At 71.8% G+C, this 277-nt stretch carries 1 CRISPR repeat array.

What is annotated here, in order from left to right:
• Nucleotides 1-3 precede the first annotated feature (3 nt).
• Nucleotides 4-276: a CRISPR direct-repeat array (repeat unit 29 nt; unit sequence GGGCTCATCCCCGCCTGCGCGGGGAGCAC).
• Nucleotide 277: the final 1 nt, after the last annotated feature.

Below are 277 nucleotides of genomic sequence, written 5' to 3' on the forward strand. Positions count from 1 at the left end.
CGAGGGCTCATCCCCGCCTGCGCGGGGAGCACTAATCAGGCTTCCACGGCACACCGACCGCCTCCGGCTCATCCCCGCCTGCGCGGGGAGCACTCCGGGTTAGTACCGTCGTTGTCGAAGACCGAGGGCTCATCCCCGCCTGCGCGGGGAGCACCGTTCTATGGTGCCTCGCGTGTACCGCGGTCAGGGCTCATCCCCGCCTGCGCGGGGAGCACGAGTACCTGCCCGGTGCCGCCGGTGGCAGTGGGGGCTCATCCCCGCCTGCGCGGGGAGCACT

Origin of the sequence: Corynebacterium sp. HMSC074A01 (assembly GCF_001831515.1) — a bacterium.
Classification (GTDB): domain Bacteria; phylum Actinomycetota; class Actinomycetes; order Mycobacteriales; family Mycobacteriaceae; genus Corynebacterium.